The organism is Methanolobus sp. ZRKC5, assembly GCF_038446525.1.
GTDB lineage: Archaea > Halobacteriota > Methanosarcinia > Methanosarcinales > Methanosarcinaceae > Methanolobus.
Genome location: NZ_CP151792.1, coordinates 1,903,636 through 1,922,021, shown reverse-complemented (window position 1 = coordinate 1,922,021; position 18,386 = coordinate 1,903,636). Strand labels below are relative to the sequence as shown.

The 18,386-nt window shown below is 41.2% G+C and carries 19 protein-coding genes, 2 tRNA genes and 1 other RNA gene; 14 read left to right on the top strand and 8 right to left on the bottom strand.

Going from position 1 to position 18,386, the window contains the following annotated elements; translation table 11 throughout:
• Positions 1-2 precede the first annotated feature (2 nt).
• Entirely contained in the window at positions 3-653 is a 651-nt protein-coding gene (gene phoU / locus WN948_RS09485; RefSeq protein WP_342303963.1) for a phosphate signaling complex protein PhoU, read from the top strand.
• Here phoU and WN948_RS09480 read toward each other — a convergent pair.
• From WN948_RS09480 to WN948_RS09465, 4 genes are all read right to left on the bottom strand, one after another.
• A complete protein-coding gene (locus WN948_RS09480) occupies positions 650-3,370 on the bottom strand; it encodes a DNA-directed DNA polymerase (protein WP_342303962.1) in 2,721 nt (906 codons plus the stop codon). The genes phoU and WN948_RS09480 overlap by 4 nt on opposite strands.
• 66 nt (positions 3,371-3,436) lie before the next feature.
• Positions 3,437-3,547, bottom strand: a tRNA-Met gene (locus WN948_RS09475).
• Positions 3,548-3,638: 91 nt separating this feature from the next.
• Complete coding sequence (locus WN948_RS09470; RefSeq protein WP_342303961.1) at positions 3,639-4,211, bottom strand: hypothetical protein; 573 nt, start codon at positions 4,209-4,211, stop codon at positions 3,639-3,641.
• Between the two features lie 76 nt (positions 4,212-4,287).
• Positions 4,288-6,297, bottom strand: coding sequence for an S-layer protein domain-containing protein (locus WN948_RS09465; protein WP_342303960.1), 2,010 nt, complete (start codon positions 6,295-6,297; stop codon positions 4,288-4,290).
• A 489-nt stretch (positions 6,298-6,786) separates the two neighbouring features.
• Between WN948_RS09465 and WN948_RS09460 the strand changes: the two genes are divergently transcribed.
• Entirely contained in the window at positions 6,787-7,566 is a 780-nt protein-coding gene (locus WN948_RS09460) for an ATPase domain-containing protein (protein ID WP_342303959.1), read from the top strand.
• A 227-nt stretch (positions 7,567-7,793) separates the two neighbouring features.
• Positions 7,794-9,170: an ATPase domain-containing protein gene (locus WN948_RS09455; RefSeq protein ID WP_342303958.1), complete on the top strand. Its 1,377-nt coding sequence runs from the start codon at positions 7,794-7,796 to the stop codon at positions 9,168-9,170.
• A gap of 15 nt (positions 9,171-9,185) precedes the next feature.
• Here the strand turns inward: WN948_RS09455 and WN948_RS09450 are convergent, their stop codons facing one another.
• Positions 9,186-9,425 carry a transcriptional regulator gene (locus WN948_RS09450; RefSeq protein WP_342303957.1) on the bottom strand — a complete coding sequence of 80 codons (240 nt, stop codon included), beginning with the start codon at positions 9,423-9,425 and terminating at the stop codon, positions 9,186-9,188.
• Positions 9,426-9,561: 136 nt separating this feature from the next.
• On the opposite strand from WN948_RS09450, the gene ffs reads away from it, so the two are divergent.
• From ffs to WN948_RS09435, 3 genes are all read left to right on the top strand, one after another.
• An RNA gene (ffs, locus tag WN948_RS09445) (signal recognition particle sRNA) lies at positions 9,562-9,876 on the top strand.
• A gap of 57 nt (positions 9,877-9,933) precedes the next feature.
• Positions 9,934-10,018, top strand: a tRNA-Ser gene (locus WN948_RS09440).
• 75 nt (positions 10,019-10,093) lie between these two features.
• Positions 10,094-10,324 carry a hypothetical protein gene (locus WN948_RS09435; RefSeq protein ID WP_342303956.1) on the top strand — a complete coding sequence of 77 codons (231 nt, stop codon included), beginning with the start codon at positions 10,094-10,096 and terminating at the stop codon, positions 10,322-10,324.
• Here WN948_RS09435 and WN948_RS09430 read toward each other — a convergent pair whose 3' ends face one another.
• Together WN948_RS09430 and WN948_RS09425 are read right to left on the bottom strand one after the other, a co-directional pair.
• Entirely contained in the window at positions 10,325-10,651 is a 327-nt protein-coding gene (locus WN948_RS09430) for a ribonuclease P protein component 4 (protein WP_342303955.1), read from the bottom strand.
• Between the two features lie 21 nt (positions 10,652-10,672).
• On the bottom strand, positions 10,673-11,329 hold the full coding sequence (locus WN948_RS09425; protein ID WP_342303954.1) for an MBL fold metallo-hydrolase: 657 nt from the start codon (positions 11,327-11,329) through the stop codon (positions 10,673-10,675).
• A 131-nt stretch (positions 11,330-11,460) separates the two neighbouring features.
• On the opposite strand from WN948_RS09425, the gene WN948_RS09420 reads away from it, so the two are divergent.
• The 8 genes from WN948_RS09420 to rpl12p all read left to right on the top strand — a co-directional run bounded on the left by WN948_RS09420 (position 11,461) and on the right by rpl12p (position 17,647).
• Entirely contained in the window at positions 11,461-12,912 is a 1,452-nt protein-coding gene (locus WN948_RS09420; protein ID WP_342303953.1) for a D-aminoacyl-tRNA deacylase, read from the top strand.
• A 57-nt stretch (positions 12,913-12,969) separates the two neighbouring features.
• Positions 12,970-14,079: a cell division protein FtsZ gene (gene ftsZ / locus WN948_RS09415; protein ID WP_342303952.1), complete on the top strand. Its 1,110-nt coding sequence runs from the start codon at positions 12,970-12,972 to the stop codon at positions 14,077-14,079.
• Positions 14,080-14,259: 180 nt separating this feature from the next.
• A complete protein-coding gene (locus WN948_RS09410; RefSeq protein ID WP_342303951.1) occupies positions 14,260-14,472 on the top strand; it encodes a protein translocase SEC61 complex subunit gamma in 213 nt (70 codons plus the stop codon).
• Positions 14,473-14,474: 2 nt separating this feature from the next.
• On the top strand, positions 14,475-14,942 hold the full coding sequence (locus WN948_RS09405) for a transcription elongation factor Spt5 (protein ID WP_342306450.1): 468 nt from the start codon (positions 14,475-14,477) through the stop codon (positions 14,940-14,942).
• 39 nt (positions 14,943-14,981) lie between these two features.
• The gene (locus tag WN948_RS09400) at positions 14,982-15,467 is read left to right on the top strand and encodes a 50S ribosomal protein L11 (RefSeq protein ID WP_342303950.1); all 486 of its coding nucleotides are present in this window, start codon (positions 14,982-14,984) and stop codon (positions 15,465-15,467) included.
• 162 nt (positions 15,468-15,629) lie between these two features.
• Complete coding sequence (locus WN948_RS09395) at positions 15,630-16,271, top strand: 50S ribosomal protein L1 (RefSeq protein WP_342303949.1); 642 nt, start codon at positions 15,630-15,632, stop codon at positions 16,269-16,271.
• Positions 16,268-17,290, top strand: coding sequence for a 50S ribosomal protein L10 (locus WN948_RS09390; RefSeq protein WP_342306449.1), 1,023 nt, complete (start codon positions 16,268-16,270; stop codon positions 17,288-17,290). Before WN948_RS09395 ends, WN948_RS09390 begins: the two co-directional genes overlap by 4 nt.
• Positions 17,291-17,344: 54 nt before the next feature.
• On the top strand, positions 17,345-17,647 hold the full coding sequence (gene rpl12p / locus WN948_RS09385; protein WP_342303948.1) for a 50S ribosomal protein P1: 303 nt from the start codon (positions 17,345-17,347) through the stop codon (positions 17,645-17,647).
• A 44-nt stretch (positions 17,648-17,691) separates the two neighbouring features.
• Here rpl12p and WN948_RS09380 read toward each other — a convergent pair whose 3' ends face one another.
• Positions 17,692-18,330: a class I SAM-dependent methyltransferase gene (locus tag WN948_RS09380; RefSeq protein WP_342303947.1), complete on the bottom strand. Its 639-nt coding sequence runs from the start codon at positions 18,328-18,330 to the stop codon at positions 17,692-17,694.
• Positions 18,331-18,386: the final 56 nt, after the last annotated feature.

Genomic DNA, 18,386 nt, shown 5'->3' with positions numbered 1-18,386 from the left:
AAATGACACGTACAAAGTACCATGAAATGCTTGGTATTCTGAAAAATAATGTAACACAGATGGGAAAACTATCCCAGGATGCCATAAATAACTCTATGAAAGCTCTGAAAGAGCTTGACATGGAGCTTGCAAAAAGTGTTATAGATGGAGATCAGGCAATTGACGATTACGAAATGAAAATAGAGAAATGCATTTCTCATATCATAGCACTCCAAAGTCCCACAGCAGGCGATATGAGATTTGTCACCGCCTGCCTTAAGATTACAATTGACCTTGAGAGAATGAGTGACCTTGCAGTCAATGTTGCTGAAGTCGCAGAAAGAATTGAAGGCGAACACATCAAACCACTCATTAACATACCTAAAATGGCAGAGACCGCCGAAAATATGCTTGAGCAGGCAATGATAGCATTCGCAAGTAATGATGTTGAGTTAGCAACGTCCACTGCAAAAAGAGATGATAAAATCGACAGAACATTCTATGCTACAGAAAAAGAACTTATTGAGATGATGATAAAGGATGACACCATAATAACCAATGCATCACATCTTTTGTTCGTCCTTCGCTACCTTGAAAGGATAGGTGACCACGCATGCAATATTTGTGAGAGCGTGGTGTATAGCGTATCCGGGAAAAGAGTGGACCTCAATTAAAAATCAAACAGGGAGCTTTGGGATTTCTTTTCTTCTGATGGCTGTGGAGATTGAACCTCCACCTCTTTTTTGTTAATGCGTTTGATGGGAGAATCCTGTGGCTTATCTGAAAAGTCGAACAGGCCCTTTTGTTTGGAGTCATAGTCCAGATTTGCAATATCAACCCCGAATACACCAAGTATCCGCTCCACTGGTGGCAGCAATTGCTTCTTTATGTAATAGTCCACATCAATGGGAATATTGTTCTCCCTGACGTATTCAGGGTCTTCAGCGCGGTTTACAAACATGTCTTTTCCTGCCACTATTACAAATGGTATGCGCTCCCCCACAGGAGGAGGAGAACCTGTCCTGCGCTCTATTTTTTCTGCAACTGTCAAATGAGGCTGTTTGTTCTTATAACTCGTAGCTTTTTTAGAGAACATACGAGTCATAGTTAGATCATCGATAATATCAGAATCATTCTTTACATCGATATTTCTCACACCATCAACAACACTGCGCACATGATGGACAGCACCATCTATATTGCCTTCCTTAAGAACCATTCCAAGGATTTTGTTCAGGGTCTTAGAAGTAAGACCGCACCAGTCCCTGCGAACAGTTTCCATTCCCTTGACCTTTATGCCATCTTTCCATTCATCACCCGATCGTTCAAACACCCATATAGCATACCGTTTCTTAGCGATGAACAATGCACGTTTTGCAATAGATTCAAACTCGAGCTCCATCGGATCTGGAAGTGAAGCAGAAACGGTTGCTGCAATCCTGCTACCTACAAGCCCGGCATCATCAAGAGAGACTTCCGTTTTAGAGCTGCACTGAACAAATACACTGTCAGTATCACCATAAACCACTGATAGGGATACAATATTATCATCGTTGCTGATAGAAGAAAGCTCTTCAGTGAAATACGCAGAACCATCCCTCAGTATAACCTTACTGATAGTGCCATTGATAAGGGCACGAGTATCGAGAATGTTATTCCTTCCAAAGCTTGTTACAGCATTTGCAAGAGCAAGGCTGTATAACCTTGCCCTCGTATAACCTGAATAACCATAAAAACTGTTGAGTAATATCTTCAAAGCAAGCTGAGTGGCATCAAGAACACGATATTCCGAATCATTTGATGCATTTTTCATCTTTACCTTGGTCTCTACTCTTTGCTGCAGTAACCTTTCAAGAATAGAAGGCATTATGCCTTTTGAGACTTCGGCAGACACAAACTCCCCACCCGAAGGAGGTTTTACAGTTCCCCCATCCGGCCGGTCCTGCTCTACAACTGTGGTATAACAGAGATTATGAGCCATCATAATAGTTGGATAAAGTGATTTGTAATCAAGAATTACAACGTTTTCAAGAAGACCACGTTTTGGCTCAAGGACTGCCCCACCTTTGAGACCTTCACTGCTACGATTTCTCAGGAAAACAAGGTCATCATTGGGTTTTGGAGGAATTACCCTACCCTGCTTACCATATTCCCTTAAAAGCAAGTTATCTACCATAGATGTCTGTCCGCCATCCACTACTTCCTGAATTAAAGAACCACTTACCTGAGCTATAGCAATGTGCTTATCAAGAAGTTGCAGCTTCAGTAGCAGCTCCATGGCAAGCTCAGAATCCCTGCGTGAATAATCTATGAATTTAAGCACTTTTTCCCCGGAGTCATTCCAGTATTCTTCCATATCAGATGGTGCCACATCGAGTTTTTCCTTATCAAGAAGTTCCTTTGCGACGTTCCTTAGAGTGTAGCGTTTAAGGCTGTACTGGCTTCTTATTAATGGAAGCGTATCCACCACAACTCTTCCGGGAATAGAGACCATGGTCCGATTGCCTATCTTACGATAGCTAAGAATCCTTCCGTCACGACCCACTGATGATCTTACATTTTTCCCAGAACCTGCAAGCATAGTCACCCTATCTGCAATGTAAGGAATGTCAAATCCATTAATATTATAGCCAGATACGACATCTGCATCGTATTCCTGAAATATCTCAAAAAAGCGATTCAACATTAAAGTTTCCGAATCGAAACATTCAACATCAGCACTTACTCCTTCAACCTTTTTTGCAACAAGGACAATAGTATCATTACCCTCGAATGCAGGGCTGAATGACATGCTCACCATTATCACAGGAGATGTTTCCGGAACAGGCATGGAGCCCCCTATAGGAAGACACTCAATATCAAATGACAGATATTTAAGAGGAGCAATTGATAGTTTTTCTATCTCCTCAAGTGAAGAAGCAGTGAAAACTGAATCACAATAAATTTTATCGCGGGAAAAGGGACTCTCAGAAACTGAGTCTGCTGTAACCCATCCCATCCCATGCAAGTCCCGGTCTATTAGAAAGCGATTTCTGAAAAGTATATCGGTCTCATATACCTCTTTTACACCTGGAAGTGTAAGCACATCATCACGTATTTCAGGAACATTACGCGGTTCCATTGTAGTTACCCTTAGCATGGGTTTTTTAGAGACCTGGAATCCAATGGGTTCAAACTTAGGAATGATGTCTACTTTTCTTATCACATCGAACCGTTCCTTGAGCATAGTGGAGAGTTCATCGAGCTCCCCTTCAGCACTGATATAGAAGTACGGTTCAAATCCGGGTACAAAACAGCAGACGCTTTTACCGTCTTCAGCTCTTCCGAAAAGACGTATCACTGGGCCACTTTCATGCCCCACATAATCAGCATCCAGTATCTGGAAGTTCATGAATTACCTTACAGGTTTGCAGCATATATGCTTTGCGTTGAAATGTAAAAAGATAAAAAAAATGAATGCCCGGAGCGTGACTCGAACACGCGACCTCCAGATATCTCAGGAGATTTTGGACGCACGGAATTTTATTCCCTATGAGTCTGGCGCCCCAACCAACTAGGCTACCCGGGCAGTGCAGCATGTAAAAGGACAAAGTTATATTAAAGCATATCGATTGAAAAAGCCAACAGTTAACAGAAAAATCAAAAAAAAATGGCACGGGTTAATATCCCGTTGCTTCAGCCAACTCACTCAAAACAACATAATCATCTGTTGCACCACCTACAACAAAGACAAACTTATCGTTGCTCCAGATGTAAGTGTATCTGGGAATATTGGCCTTATCAATTGTAACATATTCAAGTATTCTTACAGTAGAATGATCACTAATGGATTCTTCTGTAAAGCGTGATCCTGAAGATAATTCTCTGAACCCTGCCTTATACTGGACTATAAACTCTTCAGCCGAAGATGAGCTGTTCATTTCTATAACATCGATATAAAGATCTGTGGAATTCAGATATATATAAAGACCTTCTGAACCACCTTCGATACCTTCTACTGAAATGTATTCACTCCCTACTTTTTCAGCAGATAGGTCACGGGAACCAAGAAACTCGTAGTTTTCGGATAGATCATCAATAGGCATAAGACTCTGACTACTGGCATCGTCTGAGATAGTATTTGTGACAACACCTGTGTCTACAAGACTTTCTTCAACAACCTTGTCCGTGCAACCGGAGATTGATAACATTAAAATACTAATTATTAGAACCAAAAAGACTTTTTTAAGCATGGTTACACCTCTTTAAAAAAATCAATCATAAAAAAAAGGTTAAAAGAAGGGATTAACCCTTCTTTAGTTTAGATATTTAGTTTCTTCTAACGAGGTATGCTACTGCGAGAAGACCAGCTACTGCGAATACTGCTTCGAATCCAGGGGATTCTGCAGGTTCTTCAGTGTCTTCTTCTTCTACTTCAGTATCATCTTCTACAGGTGTTTCATCTTCAGCTGGGGTTTCTTCTACGACTTCGTCACCCTCGCCTTCGACTACTTCATCACCAGGCATTTCTTCATCTACGCCTTCGTCACCATCGCCTTCAACTACTTCCATTCCTTCACCGATTGTTCTCTCGACGAATGGGTAGTATCTGAGATCAGTTGAGTCTGCGGTCTTGAGCATGAAGCCTTCTGCGAGTTCGATTTCCTTGTCTTGTGACAAAGTGAGTGTGCCAGAGTTGAACATTGAAATGGTGCTGGCTACAGCGTCGACTTCAAGTTCCCCGAATTCATCAGCAGAGTCTATCTCGAGAATGTTCTCGTAGTCAAGGAGCCAGATACCTTCAACAACTGCGAGGCTGTCTACCTGACCCTGGAATACATCAGTAATGAGTACTCTGAAGACAATTACGTCATCCTTGTCTCCGACATCTGCATCGTAGTCCCAGGTAACTGGGTTACCGCTGCTGACATCAACAACTTCATCCTCAATGAATTCCCCGTCCTTGGAGAGTTCCATCCAGACCTTGTCACCTTCTACATCGATCTGCTTTGCAGTGAGCTCATAGCCTTCTGCAAGTTCGAGTGCGGACCCGGTCCTGAGTGTGTACTTGTCATCTGTGTCGAGCAGAAGCTTTACAAGCTCACCTGCATCATCATCAGCTGTTGCAACATATTCCTGTGCAAAGAGTCCAATAATTGGGAATGTGCTGTTGTCATCATCTGGAGTCTCGTTAGCGAAGTCTGCTGTGTATGAAGTCTGTACAATGGTTGTGTTATACCAGAGGTCTTCTTCGTCAACGGTTTCGCCATCAACAGTGATTGAAAGTGTTTCTGAAGATTCATCGTCATCAAGGTCATACCAGAAACCTGCAAAATCATTTGCGGTCCATGAATCAGTAGCTACTGCAACAGATCCTCTAACCTCGTATGTTCCAGGCTCGGTGTATTCCTTCACAAGAGCAAATCTAAGATCAGAGTCTGCAGTGGTGATCATTAGGCCTTCTGCAAGATCAATGTCCTTGTCATCTGAAAGTGTAAGTGTACCGGAGTTGAACATTGAAATGGTGCTGGATACAGCATTGACTTCAAATTCTCCGAATTCATCAGCAGAGTCTATCTCGAGAATGTTCTCGTAGTCAAGGAGCCAGATACCTTCAACAACTGCGAGGCTGTCTACCTGACCCTGGAATACATCAGTAATGAGTACTCTGAAGACGATTACATCATCCTGGTCTCCGACATCTGCATCGTAGTCCCAAGTTGCTGCATCACCATTTGTTGGCATTGAAATTACTTCATCCTCAACGAATTCTCCGTCCTTGGAGAGTTCCATCCAGACCTTGTCACCTTCTACATCAATCTGCTTTGCAGTGAGCTCATAGCCTTCTGCGAGTTCGAGTGCGGAACCGGTCCTGAGTGTGTACTTGTCATCTGTGTCGAGCAGAAGCTTTACAAGCTCGCCTGCATCATCATCAGCTGTTGCAACATATGACTCAGCGAAGAGTCCGATAAGTGGGAATGTGCTGTTGTCATCATCTGGAGTCTCGTTAGCGAATTCTGCTGTATAGTCTGCCTGTACAATAGTTGCATTGTACCATAGACCTTCCTCATCAATAGTCTCGCCTGATACCAGCGCAGAGTTGTTTAAGATTGTAAGAGTTTCACTTGCAAGGTTATCATCAATGTCATACCAGAAACCTGCAAAGTTTGTTGAATTAATTTCAATGTTTCCGCCTACTGTGTCGAAAATGTCACTGAAGTTGTCACCACTGAAAACTTCACTGCGCACTTCTATTGTTGCGTCTACAGCGCTTGCAGGCACGATTAATGCTGCAAGAGCAATAAGAGCAACTAATGCGATAGTTGTAAATCTTTTCATTATTTTCCTCCGTATTTATTCTATGATATAAGAGTGAGAATCAGAAATAAAGCGTATTATCGCCATATTAACTTCAGACAAAAAAACAAACACAAAGATTCGTTCATTGCCGAAGGAGACTTCATCACCCTCCTAATCCCGTCATATTGGATTACAAGTGTTCTATTAAACGATTGCCGTATTAAATCTTTTGTGGTCCAATATGAAACAATTATCGCATTGCATTGGCAAACATCGATGCAATTGACGGTAAATGTCGAAGTTAGCAGATAAACTGCAGGGAAAATACAAAGGAACACACCGATAATGTTCACAGATTGCCATATAGTTTTTTAAGAAAGAAAGCTATATTCACGGCCACTACAATAATCATAATTCAACATATTTATATATATGATAACATAAAATAAACATAAAATAAAACTAATATATGTATAACCTTTTCAATTCACTTTATCACGCAATTATCACAAGGAGCGAAATAATAAGATGTACGATGGCGCAGTTTCTGAAGAAATATCAATGGAAGATGAGGCAAATCGTGTCAAAACGGGCATACCAGGATTTGATGAGTTGTGCGGAGGAGGTCTTATCAGAGACAGGACATACCTCATATCCGGCACATCAGGCGCCGGTAAAACTAATTTTTCGATACAATTCATTTACAATGGAATTACTAAATACGGCGAAAATGGGATAATCGTTGCAACTGAAGAAAGGCCGGAACAAATAAGAGAGAACGTTCTCAAATTAGGATGGGATCTGCAAGCACTCGAAGATGAGAATAAACTTGTCATCATCGACGCCTGTTCCACCAAGATAGGCATACCATCACAAGAAAAGTACGTGGATGTGCGGCCCTTTGAAATAAGGTCCATGATGGACCAGATCATAGCCACTCAGGAGGAAATAAATGCCAAACGTGCACTTATTGATTCAACGACATCTGTTAGTTTCTACCTTCAGGACCCGGCAAAAATAAGGATAGAACTCCTCAAGCTCAGCACAACACTTGAAGTCATAGGCCTGACATCGATGATGACATGTGAACTTATAGATGAATCAAAACCATCCAGGTTCGGAGTTGAGAATTTTGTTACAGACGGTACTATCGTACTCTATTACAAAAGACATGAGAACGTAAGAATGAGAAGTATGGAGATATACAAAATGAGAGGGTCGGACCACAGTAAGAAGATCCACCCCTATGACATAACCCCTAACGGATTTGTAATCCATCCTCACGAAGAAGTATATTCAATGTTCTAAATATCCGGATACGTTTCTTCATGGCCGCATTCCACACATTTATAGATTGCAAGTGTGCGGCCAAAATGATCATGTCTTTTAAGTACAGGATATCTCCAACGATTCATTTTTCCTTCACAAAGCGGACATCTGTAGTTCACATTATTCACCAACAAGTAATTATATAAAAGTATATATTAAATTAACGAATAGAAAAATAATCGAACCAAACTCAGAAAGAAGATAGAATGGACGGGTTAAAAAGCATATCGTGTGGTATCAAAGGGCTTGACGAAATTTTGGGTGGAATGATGTCCCCCTCTACAATCCTGGTCGCAGGAACAGCAGGAGTGGGCAAGACGATTATGTCACTGCAGATGCTTTCAAATGCTTCCAAAAAAGGGGAGAAAGCACTCTACATACCTATTACGACAGAAAGTACTGAAAAACTGAAGATGTACAATTCAACGCTTGATTTCTTTGACAACTCTTTTGAAGTACATCCAATGAACAGGCAACTTGCAGAGAAGGACCCTTTAACAACTTTGATCGAGATTGGAAACATAATAGAATCAGTTAAACCTGACAGACTGGTAATTGACCCTGTTACACCACTTGGTTTTGGATTTATCGAACAGGAAAAAAGAAGATTTTTCTATACACTTGACTCCATGCTTCAGGAAAGGAATATGCTTACATTCCTTGTTGGAGAACTTTTAAAGACAGAGTTACATAATTCCGTAGTCAGCCACCTCTCAGATGGTATTATTTACCTCACAAGAGAAGACAGTAACTCCAAAGCAGACCATCGAATGGAGTTTATTAAAATGAGAGGGCTCGATCCGGGAATACGCTCAGAGATTACCTCCCGTAAGTATCTGTATAACATCAATTCAACTGGCTTTGCCGTGTACCCACACCTGAAACCGGAAAAAAAGATAACGTTGGACGATACCAGAGTTGGAACAGGGATACCCGGACTGGATGGTATGTTCGATGGAGGACTTTTAAAATACAACAGCCTTCTTGTAGCTGGAACCCCGGGAACCGGAAAAAAAATATTCGGATTGCAATTCATAATGCAGGGACTTAAAAATAATGAAGCGGGAATAGTAGTCACATTCGAAGATACACCGCACCAGATGATACTTGATGCTAAAAGAATGGGATGGGATCTGGAAAGATATATTGATGACGGACTTTTATTTTTTATCTGCAACAATCCAAGTGAGATATACCCTGGGGAACATGCTGCAAACATAAAAGAAAATATTGAAACGAATAATATTAACAGAGTATTCTTTGACGGAACCAATCACCTTGAGTTATCAATGCCTGATAATTTAGAACTTAGAGGCTACCTTTATTCAATGACAAATTACCTGAAAAGCCGGAACATTACATCCTTATTTACAACAGATACCGCACCTTCGGAATGCCCAGGTAATGAGAAAATAGATGCAGCATCCATCATGGATTCAGTGCTCGTTTTGCATAATTCCCGAGCAAGAGATCGAAGATATATGTGTGTTACCAAATCAAGAGGGACAAAACACAAACGCTCAATAAAAGAATATGCAATTACAGAAAACGGGATAAAACTCAGAACTGACACTTTAATCTAAAAATGAAAAAAATAATTAGATATTATGGACTTTGCGCTCCAAAGTTTCCCCCAGTTCAGTAAGCTTATATACATCGCATTCCTGTTCGATTAATTCTTTATCAATGAGCTCTTCTACGATCTTATCGACGGAAGGACGAGCAATATGCATATTCTTTGCCAATTTTTCAGCATCCAGCTGATGCTTGGAACCCAGCAAAGCAAGTAATTTCTGACGATTTTTGTTACCAGTTACAAATCCTATTAATTCTTCCATATTCATCCTCCAATACATTATTGAGTTACATGATATAATTACTTTTACATAATTTATCATTCTCGCAAACATAAACATTTTTTACCACATACCAGTACAAAGGATACTTTTATTACCTGTAATGCATATGTAAGGGTGGCAGGCTAGTCTGGGTAGGCCGGCGTTACCTGTAACCCGAAATCGCCGATATGCGGGAGACGAAGCCTGAAGAAGATGTTTGGACCATTTTCAAACCTGTAATTTCAACTGAGAAACCCCGTCCTGCTTGGATGACGTTGGTATATGTGCTTGTTGGAGAACTTGTTCGTATACCTTAACCGTGAGAACCAGTCCAGGCCCGGAAGGGAGCAGACCAACCGCAGACAATTATCGCTTGGAGGGTTGCGGGGTGGAGAAGAGATTGCAGATCACCTGAAAGTGGAAAAAATAGCGACTTTGGGCGTGCCTGCCACTTGAATCCAGAAAACGTTAAATACCAGAATTGCGTTTAGGAACGAACACTGACTGTGACGAGATAGCCAAGCCCGGTATGGCGCAGGATTGCTAATCCTGTGATGCCTTGCGTCTCGGGGGTTCGAATCCCCCTCTCGTCGTACTTTTTTTTAGCAATTACAAATATACCCACAGTGGTAGAGAAACTAATAATATAAAGGACAAAGAGCATAATAATGTCTGAAAAAACTATTATCCCGGTATTAAATAGTCAGGAATCCGACAAGCAAAGTGAGAGTGCATGCACATCCTGCGGAGCTGGAGGCTGCTGCGGTGGTTTTGGCATAAAGGCAGGTTCTGAAAAAGACGTTGTTTTCAGGAATATATTCATGTATATGACCATGGGAATTATAATATTCACCGTGGCATATCTGGCAATGAAAGTTATGACCCTGATCAACGGATAATCATTTTGATTTTATACATTTAAAGGGATATCTTGTTACTCCGCCGCATTTAAGGCAGGTGATAATAATATTGCCATCTTTAAGGCGGCGTCTTGAGTTTTGACCTGTAACAAGCAAGGAACCACATTGCTTGCAGAAATTGCGTTTAAGTTCTGCAGGTATGCTTACACGATGACGCATGCCTATTTTTCTTGCTAACGAAACGTACCGTTCGCTCTTATCAGGGTTTAAGCAAAGCTCATTTTTAGCGAGTTCAAAGAGATACTGAATACGCTCTTGTGCAATGATTTTGGATATAGCCTTGTTTTTCTTTCTTGATCTTGCCATTTTACGACACCTACATGAAAATCAAAGAATCACTACTTTTGTAGAAGGAGACTTTTTTTTGACCATATCTATGAATACATCAGGGCTTGCGCCATCAAAATCATCCGAATCATAAATCATTGGCACCACAGTCTTTGGAGAAAGCAGTAATACTGCATTAGCCGCCTTAACTTCATCCATAACCTCATGGCCACCAATTGGCAAAAAAGCAATATCAGAATTAGTTATTTCCATTTCTGGAACCGCGCACGTATGTCCTGCATGATAAATCTTCAAACCTGCGAATACAAAGAAGTAGCCCACACCATCCCCGGAAGAACTGCTGCTATCACATGAGTCATATGCAGAGACAACCTCGATGTCCACTCCTTTAATATTTAATTCTCCGCTAAGGGAATCACCTTCAATGACCCTTCTTGCATCTCCTCTGAACTGTAAACTTATTTTCTCAGGAATTAAAGTAGTGCAGTCGAATCTACGGACGTTACGAATAGATTCCGGATCACAATGCCCGAAGTGTTCATGCGTAATAAGAAGTAAGTCTGCCATGTCTTCTTCAGGAACTCTCGCGGATATATTAGTTGGATCTATGTAGATAACCATGCCATTCCCTTTTATCATAAAACCAGAGTTACCCAACCATTTGATTAAAACGCCATCAATTATTATACCATCCAAAATATCACACCTCTAATTATTGACCTAATACCTAATAATCTCATTTCTAAATACCAGATGACAACATAATAGGCATTAAAACTACTGAAAGAAACAAGAATACAAAGACAGGAAAAGGTAGTAGATATATAGTGGAATGGAAAAAAGAAAAGTACGCCAGAAAATCAGATGATGAAAGCATGACAGGTAAAAAGATCAATATACTTTGCTCAGTTGTAGACAGGGCCAGCCAGAATATAAAGGAACATTTGCTCCAGAACGAACAATGGAAACAAGTCGATGAACTCCCAGATAAGTGGGAAAATCTTGAATCAGTATATGAAAATCCAAAATATAGAATTATCGAGATAAAAGAACATCATATCTATCAGGATAGAATAGATGAAAAAATGAAATGTTTTGGGTTTGAAACCGACTTAATAATAGTAGCCTCAAAGCATAAGAGCAATGATGGAAGGTCAGTACTTACAGCACATTTCACAGGAAACTCAAACGACGCATCTTTTGGAGGAAGACCACGGGAACTGTCAATTCCTGCAACTCAAATTATGCGATCCGTGCTAAAGAACATGGAACGAATGGCAAAAAACACACATTATTCTATCAACATGGAGTCAACCCATCATGGCCCAACTGACATGAAAACGCCAATGGTATACGTAGAGATTGGTAGTGGAGAAGAACAATGGCCAGACCCGGTTGCAGGAGATATCATTGCAAAAGCCATAATGAAAGCACGATCAGAAGAAGTACCTGTTGCCATTGGTTTTGGAGGAGGACACTATGCTTCAAGACAAACAGAGCTCATATTGGAAACAGAAGTAACATTTGGGCATAATTTTCCAGATTACCAACTACCCCATGTAGACAAAAGTATGGTTTTGCAGGCCTATGAAAAATCAAAAGCAAATTTCGTTTATTTTGACAGGAAATCCATGAGTTCCAAGGAAAGAGAACGACTTTACAAAATCGTAGAAGAACTTGGATACGTCCACTTAAGAGAAAGTGAAATAAGAGAAATAAAAGGAATCCCATGGAAGCTTTTCACCAAGATCAAAAAGATGTGTGATGAACTATGCCCAGAAGGAAAATTGAAAATCACTGATTCCCCCATAGAAGCATTTGAAAGCATATATGCATCCATCGAAAATGAGGAGGATATAGAACTATCCACATGTATGATCAATGAAGAACTTCTCAAGGAAACTATCAAAGCTGACAGGGATAAAACAATATGTGCGTTTAATCAGTATGCCCCCATCTATATTGAGATGAAGAACGGGACGATATCAAATTACATACTGGGAATGGGTGAAGACACTGAAACTGCTATGCAGAACGTCACAAATGAATGCATTAAAATACTAAAAGAGCATTATGAAATTAAATATATTCTTGATGAGAATATACTATACATTATAAGTAATAAATTCGATCCAAAAGCAGCAAAAGAATTTGGCATCTCCCCAGGACCAATGTTGGGAGAACTGGCAAATGGGAAGTCTGTTGTTGTGGAAGGAAGGACGATCGAGCCAGAAATGGTACACATAAGGAAAACTAAGAAGATCCTACTGTCCAATTAAACATAAATGATCATACCTGTAATCCAATATACGATTTTCATTTGAGGGAGAAAAAGAATGAGATCCATAGTAGAAGAGGCACTGGCAAGATCTGAACAGGAAGCACGTGTTCGCAGTTCAGACACTAACCCAGTGCAAAAAGACATAGATGCAGAGTTAGAGGAGATGTTACGCCAATTACACACCAATATCAAAGTAATTGGTTGTGGCGGTGGCGGTTCAAATAGTGCACAAAGAATGGTAGAGGAAGGAATTAAAGGTGCAGAATTCATTGCTGTAAATACAGATGCACAACACCTCCTGACCATAAAAACAGACCAGAAGATCCTCATTGGCAAGAAAAAGACAAGAGGTCTTGGAGCAGGCAGTCTTCCTCAAATCGGAGAAGATGCAGCTCTTGAAAGTGTGGATGAGATTGCTGCAGTAGTCAGCGGTAGCGATATGGTTTTCATCACATGTGGTCTTGGCGGAGGAACCGGAACTGGTTCAGCCCCAATTGTAGCCGAAGCTGCAAGAGATGCAGGAGCACTTACCATTGCAGTAGTGACTTTGCCTTTCAGTGTTGAAGGACAGGTAAGAAGAACAAATGCAGAAGCAGGTCTTGAAAGATTAAGAGAGGTAGCAGATACCGTTATAGTAGTACCAAACGACAAGCTTCTCGAAGTAGTCCCAAGACTTCCATTGGCAGCAGCTTTTAAAGTATCAGATGAAGTTCTGATGCGAGCAGTTAAAGGAATAACTGAGCTCATCACAAAACCAGGACTTGTAAACCTTGACTTTGCAGATGTAAGAACTGTCATGCAGAATGGTGGTGTTGCTATGATAGGCCTTGGAGAAGCAGAGGGTGAACTAAAGGCTGTGGAATCCGTACAGAAAGCACTTCGCAGTCCACTTCTGGATGTAGATATCTCAGGAGCAACATCTGCACTTGTCAATGTAATTGGAGGACCTGATATGACAATTGCCGAAGCAGAGAGTGTTGTACAGGAAGTATACAGCAGAATTGATCCGGAAGCAAGGCTCATATGGGGAGCACAGGTCAATGACGAACTCGAGCATACCGTGCGCACCATGATTGTTGTGACAGGAGTCAAATCGCCCCAGATATATGGACACGGGGGAGCTAAAACAGTAACGAGAAAATACGGAATCGATTTCGTTAAATAGAACCCCTTTTTTTTAACAAATACCTCTTGGTTGGGTTACATATTAGTGTAATCCAATCGAAAGGTATTTTATTAAAGACGTAGTGTGAATAGCGCTATATATAGCAGACAATAAGCTATGATATAGTTAACATAAAATATACACAGGTATATTATCGATCATAACCGGTTGTGAAGAACTTTGGCAGAAGATTTATTTGATCTAAGTAAAATCAATAGCACTAGCATAAACCAATCCTTGAAAACATATTTAAGGGTCCTCAAACTTACAAAGAAACCATCTAGAGAGGAATTTCTAACCATAGCTAAGGTTGCTGGACTTGGAATTCTTGCAATTGGCGTTGTCGGGTTCCTTATATATGTGTTATTGGTAGAGATGCCGCAATGGGTGTAATCATGACCACTGAGTCTGTGATATTCGTAGTAAAGACAACTGCGAACCAGGAACGTTCGGTCGCAAATATGATAACACAGGTTGTAAGGAAAGAACACCTGGACATCAGAGCAATCCTTGCTCCTGATGAACTGAAAGGATATGTGCTTATAGAGGGAACTAACCCCGGAGATGTTGAACAGGCTATACAAACTGTACCTCATGCCAGGGCATTAGTAAAAGGACAATCCACTATAGAAGAAATATCACATTTCCTTACACCAAAACCAACGGTGACCGGAATATCAGAAGGCGCGATAATCGAGATCACGTCAGGCCCATTCAAGGGTGAAAAGGCTCGCGTAAAGAGAGTTGACGAAGGTCATGAGGAAATAACTGTAGAGTTATTCGATGCAGTTGTACCGATACCTATAACTATTCGCGGCGATACTGTAAGAGTCCTCAGGAAAGATGAAGAAAGAAATTCCTGATATTAATTAATATTTATTCAATTCAATGGTGATATTCAAATGGCAAATGTTGTTGAAGCATTGGTCCCAGGAGGGAAAGCAAACCCAGGACCTCCACTTGGTCCAGCCTTGGGTCCTCTTGGAATTAACATAAAAGACGTGATCGACAAGATCAACGAGAAGACAAAAGATTACAATGGGATGCAAGTCCCTGTAAAAGTAATAGTTGCAGACGATAAGAGTTTTGAGATAGAAGTCGGAACTCCGCCAACGTCAGCACTTATACTCCAAGAAGTCGGAATCCAAAAAGGATCAGGAGAACCAAACACAGTAATCGTAGGAGATCTTACGATTCCCCAGGCAGCAAAAGTTGCTCGTATGAAGAAAGATGACATCCTTTCATACGACTTAAAAGCTGCTGTGAAAGAAGTGCTTGGATCCTGCGTCCCAATGGGTATTACAGCTGAAGGCATGCCCCCAAAGGAATGCCAGAAAGCTATCGACGATGGAAAATATGACGATGTGCTGGCACAGGAAGCATGGTAAATTCCATGCTTTAACCAATAAGTTTAAAATAAATACATATTATTGGTGTGCCCACTATCAGAGAGAGAGTAAAGATCTCTAAGATCTAAGACTCTAAACAAGCCGTAGTAGACCGAAGCGGTCCTGCCTGAACATTATGTTCGACACTACGGGAGGTAAAGAATGGCAGACGAAAGCGTAATAGAAGCTATAGAGAAGTTATTAGCAGAGTCACCTGAGAGGAAATTCTCAGAAAGTATTGACCTGGCTATAAACTTAAAGAATCTGGACATGAGTCAGCCTAAAAACCGTGTTGATGAAGAAATATTACTTCCACACGGTCTTGGAAAAGACCTTAAGATCGCAGTCTTTGCGAAAGGTGAGGTTGGACTCCAGGCTAAAGAAGCTGGCGCAAACTATGTCTTTTCTGAAGAAGAACTCGCAGAGATCGGAGGAGACAAATCACGTGCAAGAGCACTTGCAAACGAATGTGATTTTTTCGTTGCAGAAGTCCAGTACATGGCACAGATCGGTAAAAACCTTGGTGCAATTTTAGGTCCAAGAGGAAAGATGCCAACTCCATTGCCACCAGGAAAGAACGTGGCAGATCTTATCAACAGTGCAAGAAGCTCAATAAGAGTAAGATCAAAGGATAAGCTCACATTCCACGTATCTGTTGGCCGCAGGGACATGGACGTCCAGAAACTCTCAGGTAACATTGAAACAGTCCTTTCAAGAGTGGAACATTCACTCGAAAAAGGCAAGCATAACATTAAAGCTATTTATGTTACATCCACTATGGGTAAATCAGTGAGGGTGCTATAATGGAAGAAGACCACCATACAAGCCACATCCCACAGTGGAAGAAAGATGAAGTTGAGGAAATAAAGAAACTCATCAAACAATACCCGATATTTGGTGTCGTAGGTATTGGAGGAATTCCTGCAAAGCAACTTCAAAAGATGAGAAGGGACCTTAAAAACGATGCTGTTTTGAAAGTCTCAAGGAACACCCTGATAAGAAGAGCACTCGAAGATTCCGGTGAAGTAAAGAAGATGGATCAGTACGTAGATGTACAGACCGCTCTCATATTTACCGAACAGAATCCTTTCAAGTTATACAAATCACTTGAAAAGAGCAAAAGCCCTTCCCCTATCAAAGCAGGTGCCATTGCACCTAGAGACATCATAGTCGAAAAGGGACCAACATCATTCCCGCCAGGCCCAATTCTTGGAGAGATGCAGGCTGCAGGAATACCTGCAGCGATCGACAAGGGTTCGGTTGTAATAAAGGAAACAAAAACCGTTGCAAAAGAAGGAGAAGCAGTTTCTCAGAAACTTGCATCAATGCTTACAAGACTTGAGATCTACCCAATGGAAGTAGGCCTTGACTTGAGGGCAGTTCTTGAGAACGGGGCAACCTTTACACCGGACGTACTGGCTATCGATGAAGACAAATACTTCTCAGATATCGTATTGGCAACACAACAGGCATTCAACATGTCAGTGTTTGCAGCGTACCCAACCTCAGACAATATAAAGACACTCATTGCAAAGGCAACAACAGAATCACGCAACCTCGGTGTCAATGCAGTTGTTCTGGAACCAGGAGTAATCGACGCATTGCTTGGAAAAGCGCAATCACAGATGCTTTCAGTTGCATCAGCAGCTTCTGCTAATAATGAAGAGGCAATGGACGATGAACTGAAGGAAGCACTTGGTGCAGCCGCATCCGCAGCAATAGTCACAGCAGCACCTGAAGAGGAAGTTGTTGAAGAGAAGGAAGAAGAAGAAGAGGCAGCAGAAGAGGACGGCATGGCCGGTCTTGGAGCACTTTTCGGATGATCAGGATTTACAAACTACAATATTTACATTTGATAAAATAAAAGGTGATATTACATGGAATACATATATGCAGCACTTTTACTGTTCAAAGCAGGTAAAGACGTAACAGAAGAAGCAGTTACTGCCGTACTTCAGGCAGCAGGCGTAGAAGTTAATGATGCACGTGCAAAAGCACTTGTCGCAGCTCTTGATGGCGTAGACATCGAAGAAGCAATGGCAACCGCAGCAGTAGCAGCAGCTCCAGCAGCAGCAGCAGCTCCAGCAGCAGCAGCAGCTCCTGTAGAGGAAGAAGTAGAAGAAGAAGAAGAGAAGACAGAAGAGAGCGGCATGGCCGGTCTTGGAGCACTCTTCGGATAAACTAAATTTCCTGTCCGCCAGTTCGGCGGACAAACATTCTTTTTTTAATCAGCTTTTCTGAAAAGCTGGCACTTGACATAAGATTTTAAGTATACATCTTTTTCAAGAATCAGATTATTGTCCCTGCAAATGTCAGGGTAATGATTATTCCAGCTATCCGCATTTTCCTTAAACATGAAAAAAGGAAGCATCATTACAGTATCCAACCCAACCAGCGGTTTTGCACAATCCACTATCGCAAAATAAGCATTGTTCTTCAATACACGAGATACTTCCTTGATAGCACCCTTGCGCACTTCAGATGTAGTTTCACAAAACGCCACTGATGTTACAACAATATCAAATACCCCATTTGTGAATGGCAGCAGATCCATAGAACCCTTATAGAGATTCAAAGGTATACCTGCGTCCTCCCCCTTATCAGTTGCATACCCTAACTGAACACTGGAAAGGTCCAGACCATGCATCTCTATATCTCCACCCATAAGTTCTGAAATTGCAATTCCCACTGATTCTGTCCCACATCCCAAATCAAGTACAGACATTCCATTCTTCAAAGGAAGAGCAGACGCTACTTGTTTATAATAATAATGTCCAAAACCAAGAATTGTCGCAAAAAAATCATAATGTCTGCCCCCAAAGAACCAACCGAAATTATTTCCTTTTTTATGATTTATCTCCAAACCCCCCGATTTAAGATATTATTAACTGCAACATACGTCTTTTTTCCAAAAATGAC